This is a genomic window from Vibrio sp. S11_S32, from assembly GCF_014694465.1.
In the GTDB taxonomy this organism is placed as follows: Bacteria; Pseudomonadota; Gammaproteobacteria; order Enterobacterales; family Vibrionaceae; genus Vibrio; species Vibrio algicola.
Genome location: NZ_JAAUWS010000085.1, coordinates 1 through 5,056, shown reverse-complemented (window position 1 = coordinate 5,056; position 5,056 = coordinate 1). Strand labels below are relative to the sequence as shown.

The following is a 5,056-nucleotide window of genomic DNA, read 5'->3' as shown; positions in this document are numbered from 1 at the left end:
TGCATTCGAGGTTTTGTCATTCAACGCAAAATTAGCTACGGCACGACATCTGATGCTGGTGATAAATTTCGCAGCCGTATACATACGATAACTGAAACCTGCAAAAAGCGTGGCCTCTCAGCATGGTTAGTTGTGTCCGAAATCGTCACAGCCGTGACGAATCGACAGCCCTACCCAAACGTATTCGGTTTTTAACGTTCACCAGCCCTGTCAATAGGGTGCTGGTGAACGCTTACTTATAAAGGGTTAGAAAAGGGACGAAAAGCAAAACGTCATAGTCGGACAAGCCAGAAGCATTCTGCCACTCATCTATATCAACGCAGCGCAAAGGAGCCTTGGTTATTGGCCACAAACATATTGAGACATGTGCTCAATGAAGTTCAAATCGTTAATTTATACGCGAAGAGAATGCAAATTGAAGAGTCATTCCGAGATCTAAAAAGTACTGCCTATGGCATCGCACTTCGACATAATCGAACTCGCAGTACAAAGCGTTTAGATATTCTGTTGCTCATTGCATTGCTGGCAGAAATTTTAATGTGGTGGAATGGCTTAGCCGTCATTCAATCCAAGTGGCACTTTGACTTTCAAGCCAATAGTATCAAGCACCGAAGAGTCCTATCAATCCCTAGGTTAGGTCGTGAGGTTAGAGATCATCGACGATATCACATTAATGAATCCCAATATGAATGGGCAATATTGGAATATCAGGGATTAACACACAACGCTGGGCTAGGCAAAATATGAGGGGATCCGTCAGAGCCTATATTTATATTAAAAGTCACAACAAAGCCAAATAAAACCACATACACATCTATAGCTATGTGCATTATATTAAATAAACTGTGCCGATGGTTCTGTCTGATTATTTATTATTAGCATAATTAATAAATGTAAGAATTTTTATATCATCCCAAATATTGAATTTTGAAAAAGGTGAGTTTTTGATAAAAGTTTGCACTATTTCAATACTTTTATCATTGATAATTATCATACTTCCAGCCGGGCCGTTAGCGTCAGATAATGGACCGGACATGATAATGTCTGCTTTACCGCTATTCATGTAATCAGATTGTGATTTTAAATAGTAATCACGAAGTGATTTGCATGAAGGACTATCTTTGCATAAAACAACAAACATATATTTTATACCCTATTTTTTTAGTGAAATAATTAGTGCACCACAAGAAGCAATAACACCATAGATGCAGACACCATTCCAACCCATAAACTGATATCCTATGCTACCTGCTAAAGAGCCAAAAGAACCACCTAGAAACATTGTTGTCATAAAAGCCGTATTTAATCGACTTCGCGCTGTAGCATCTAAAGCATAAATACGAGTTTGATTTGATACCTGTGAAAATTGGACGGCTATATCAAGTAAAATTACACCACTAATGATACCAATAATAGCATTTTGAAATATGTAGAATAGTAAAAACGAAAAAATAACAATCGAGATACTAATTGTTACTACTGATTTTGGATCTTTTTTATCTGCCATACGTCCTGCAATTGGTGCAGAAAATACACCAACAGCACCAACCAAACTTAGCATTCCAACCGCAGTGCTACCTAGCCCAAATGAAGGCAATTCAAATAATGATGAAATATTAGTCCAGAAAGCAAGGAATGCAGAAAAAAGTAATCCTTGAATAAATGCCGCCTGTCTCAATGTTTTAAATTTATTAAATAAAGAAAAAATAGATATAAGCAGTTTTTTATAACCTATTTGGACATTTGGTTGGATAATTGGTAAATAAAACCATAAAAATAACATAAGTAAAAATGTTACACCTGATGCAATATAAAACATCATCCTCCATCCATAATAATCAGTAATAATACCGCTGATTGCTCGGGACAATAGAATACCTAGAAGTATACCGCCTGTAATAGTTCCAATCACCTTTCCTCTTTTATCCGGTTCAGCTAAGTTAACAGCTAAAGGTACAATTTGTTGAGTCACAGTTGCTAAGATACCAACTATTAAACTTGATAACCCGAGCCAGATTAAGTTAGATGATGTTGCTACCAGTAATAGCGTTAAGCCTAGAAGAAACATTGTAAATATAATTAATGTTTTCCTCTCAATTCTATCTCCTAAAGAGGATAGAAAAAAAATTCCTAAAGCATATCCTGCCTGAGTTAATGTTGAAATGAAAGATACAGCAAATGTAGAAACATTGAACTCTTTTGCCAAAATCCCGATCATCGGCTGGTTATAATAAATATTAGCGACTGATAACCCTGCTGCAAAAGTTAAGATAAACAATAAATTAGTTGTTAATCTTTTAGTTGGTATATTTGATTCAAGAATAATACTCATTTAACACTTTCTCCTTCTGCCAAATACAGTTAATAGATTGTTTATTACCTAAGATACGATTGTTAAAAATCATTAATAATCTTCCAATTATAAGACTTGGCCGCCGATATTGTCTTCTGATCTTTTGAAACCAAAACCCCAGCGCCGACTGATTTCAACATTTCAAAATCAGAGATATGGTCGCCATAAGCTATGCAATCTTGTGGTGAAATGTTGTTAGCTTGCATGAAACTATTAACAGCTATAGCTTTTCCTGCACCTATTGTCTGTGGAGGAATAATTTCCCCAGTAAGGACGTTATTAATTTTTTCAATTTTTGTGGCTAGCACATGATCCACATTCAAGTTTTTAGCAATCAAATTAGCTAATTCATAAATTGAACCTGACACAAAAACAATTTTAGTATTGTTTTTAATTAATTTCTTTAATTCAATTATTACAGGGTTGATATAAAATTTATCTCCTTTCATCTTTCTAGAGTAATCATACCATTTTGTTATTATTGTTGAAAAAACTTCTGAATCAACACCTGAAAAAAGATGATAATACTCTCGATTTATTAACTCCCTAGATTTATCGTTCTGCCAGTCTATTTTTAATTGATCCATATACTTATCATAAATTTCAAGGCCATTATCCTTATCAGTGTAAATATAAAAAAACTGTAGAAAATTAAACATTGTTTTAAAGCTTACAACTGTTTCATCTAGATCAAAAAATGCATATTTAATATTTGTATTCATAATTGTACCTATAGCTTTGGTGATGATAAGTGTTCATTTAGGTTCGCAATTGACTCTTTAGTCAAAGAACAATCTATGTTTGCTTTGACACATATATTATCTAATTGTTTTATCAATACAGTACTTGAAAAAGTAGTAGATATTTTATTTTCAGATGTTTTAAATATATTAATATTCCCATTAATAGCGATAGGATACACATAACTAATAAATTCTGTTTTGAATGAATTCAAAATAAACCGTGAGCCAATTGAAACGTCTCCATAATGAGACTCTAATACTGAAACTAAGGCTTGCCTTGCAGCCTCAATTATCAATGTTCCATTAATATGTATACCAGTGATGTGATCTAATAAAAATTCATTTCCTTTATAAATTTGTACTCCGAAAGAAAATGAATCTTCACCAATTTTAATAACATCTGATATTAAAGTGTTTACATCATTAGTTTTATGGACTAATCCTTTTGGTATTTGATTATATTCATTTAGTAATTTGACAGATGATATCTCATTTATTTTTACCAATTCTGACTTAGAGAGACCTTGACCTAAATTTAAAGTGTCTATTTGGTTTTTTTCTAACAGCAACTCTAAATTACTAAATGTTACGGCTTTATTTTTTTTTGCGAAAAGCTTGAAATCATCACCAACAACAGTGTAAAAATTATTTATAGACATGAGACACTCTCTTTATTATCAGATAAAGATATTGAGTAAACGTTGACAAAATCACCTATTGTTTTTACATCTACGATAGAAAAATCGTCCATAAATGGTTCAACATCTAAATCTTCTTGAATAAGCATTATTAATTGTGCAAGCATTAAAGACTTAAACATAAGATCATGAATGAAATTAGTATCAATATTTAAAATTACACTTGTATCTAATTCATTGTCAGTCATTATTTCAGTAATGTAAGTTTTAGTAAGGTTTAGTATTTGATTATTATTGAATTTTAACATGTCATACCTCCGTCAATTATTATATTTTGGCCTGTAATAAACGCTGCATCAATAGATGTCATGAAAAATACGACACCTGATATATCATTTACTGTGGCTATTCTACCAAGTGGTATTCTTTTGAGTATCTGTTTACGTCGTTCATCATCTAAATAAGAAACTAAGTCTGTTTCGAAAAATCCAGGTGAAACACAGTTGACTCTTATATTTGATGGTGCTAATTCTTTCGCCAAACTATTAGATAATCCTATTAAACCTGTTTTTGTCGCACTGTAGACAGAAACACCTTTATGACCCCTAACTGAATTAATAGATGCTATATTTATGATACTACCATCTTTATTTTTCAGCATGCTCGGCAAGCAAAGATTTATCAATTGAATGGGGCTTATTAAATTAACCATTATTGATTTATTTATATCTTTGTTGGATGTTAATGTTAATAACCCTTCGGTTAAGTATGCTGCGTTATTGATAAGAATATCTATTTTACCAAATCTATTCTTAACAGACTTTACGAATGTTTTTAAATCCAAAATATTTTCAGAATCTACTTTTTGCCAATAAAATTTTTTATTATTTAAATTTGATTCAATTTCAGCATTTGAATTACGACTAAAGGTTGCTACACTATAACCTTCTAAAAGATACTTTTTAACTAAAGTTATTCCAAGTCCCTTACTTCCACCACTAATAACTACGACTTTATTTCCCCTAATATTATCCATCAATTTTTCTCATTTTCTTAAATCGCGTTGAATGTAGATCCTCAAGCTTAAATTTTATTACCATTGGAACTTTGAAATCTGATAAGTGCATTTTACAATAATCTATTATTCGTTTTTTCATTAAAACTTGGTTAGTATCTATAGATATTTTTACGAAAGCTATTCTGGTCAAGCCCAATAGGACACCTGACTTTGTAATTTTTCATAGTCGATTGGCGTTAAATCACCAAGCGTAGTATGCAACCTTTCATGGTTGTAATACCGGATATATTCTTCAACATCTTCT

7 protein-coding genes and 2 pseudogenes are annotated in these 5,056 nt (G+C 32.2%); 2 read left to right on the top strand and 7 right to left on the bottom strand.

The genetic code is table 11. The features are described from left to right. Together HC723_RS16350 and HC723_RS16345 are read left to right on the top strand one after the other, a co-directional pair. A pseudogene (locus HC723_RS16350) lies at positions 1-195 on the top strand (IS66 family transposase); the annotation flags it as partial. 90 nt (positions 196-285) lie between these two features. Beyond that, positions 286-747, top strand: a pseudogene (locus HC723_RS16345) (transposase); the annotation flags it as partial. A gap of 118 nt (positions 748-865) precedes the next feature. Here HC723_RS16345 and HC723_RS16340 read toward each other — a convergent pair. The 7 genes from HC723_RS16340 to HC723_RS16310 form a co-directional block, all read right to left on the bottom strand. Then, positions 866-1,141, bottom strand: a complete 276-nt coding sequence (locus tag HC723_RS16340; protein ID WP_190339841.1) for a YciI family protein — start codon at positions 1,139-1,141, stop codon at positions 866-868. Positions 1,142-1,153: 12 nt separating this feature from the next. Beyond that, complete coding sequence (locus tag HC723_RS16335) at positions 1,154-2,332, bottom strand: MFS transporter (RefSeq protein ID WP_190339840.1); 1,179 nt, start codon at positions 2,330-2,332, stop codon at positions 1,154-1,156. 62 nt (positions 2,333-2,394) lie between these two features. Then, positions 2,395-3,075, bottom strand: a complete 681-nt coding sequence (locus tag HC723_RS16330; RefSeq protein WP_190339839.1) for an HAD family hydrolase — start codon at positions 3,073-3,075, stop codon at positions 2,395-2,397. Positions 3,076-3,083: 8 nt separating this feature from the next. After that, positions 3,084-3,755: an AfsA-related hotdog domain-containing protein gene (locus HC723_RS16325; RefSeq protein ID WP_190339838.1), complete on the bottom strand. Its 672-nt coding sequence runs from the start codon at positions 3,753-3,755 to the stop codon at positions 3,084-3,086. Next, positions 3,746-4,042 carry a phosphopantetheine-binding protein gene (locus HC723_RS16320; RefSeq protein ID WP_190339837.1) on the bottom strand — a complete coding sequence of 99 codons (297 nt, stop codon included), beginning with the start codon at positions 4,040-4,042 and terminating at the stop codon, positions 3,746-3,748. Before HC723_RS16320 ends, HC723_RS16325 begins: the two co-directional genes overlap by 10 nt. Next, on the bottom strand, positions 4,036-4,770 hold the full coding sequence (locus HC723_RS16315; RefSeq protein WP_238925530.1) for an SDR family NAD(P)-dependent oxidoreductase: 735 nt from the start codon (positions 4,768-4,770) through the stop codon (positions 4,036-4,038). Before HC723_RS16315 ends, HC723_RS16320 begins: the two co-directional genes overlap by 7 nt. A gap of 168 nt (positions 4,771-4,938) precedes the next feature. After that, the coding region (locus tag HC723_RS16310; RefSeq protein ID WP_190338159.1) for an IS3 family transposase at positions 4,939-5,056 on the bottom strand (118 nt) is incomplete at its 5' end.

Excerpts from the sequence above, each read along its gene's own strand:
- HC723_RS16335 (WP_190339840.1), bottom strand. The coding sequence starts at position 2,332 with ATGAGTATTATTCTTGAATCAAATATACCAACTAAAAGATTAACAACT.
- HC723_RS16340 (WP_190339841.1), bottom strand. The coding sequence starts at position 1,141 with ATGTTTGTTGTTTTATGCAAAGATAGTCCTTCATGCAAATCACTTCGT.
- HC723_RS16325 (WP_190339838.1), bottom strand. The coding sequence starts at position 3,755 with ATGTCTATAAATAATTTTTACACTGTTGTTGGTGATGATTTCAAGCTT.
- HC723_RS16330 (WP_190339839.1), bottom strand. The coding sequence starts at position 3,075 with ATGAATACAAATATTAAATATGCATTTTTTGATCTAGATGAAACAGTT.
- HC723_RS16320 (WP_190339837.1), bottom strand. The coding sequence starts at position 4,042 with ATGTTAAAATTCAATAATAATCAAATACTAAACCTTACTAAAACTTAC.
- HC723_RS16315 (WP_238925530.1), bottom strand. The coding sequence starts at position 4,770 with ATGGATAATATTAGGGGAAATAAAGTCGTAGTTATTAGTGGTGGAAGT.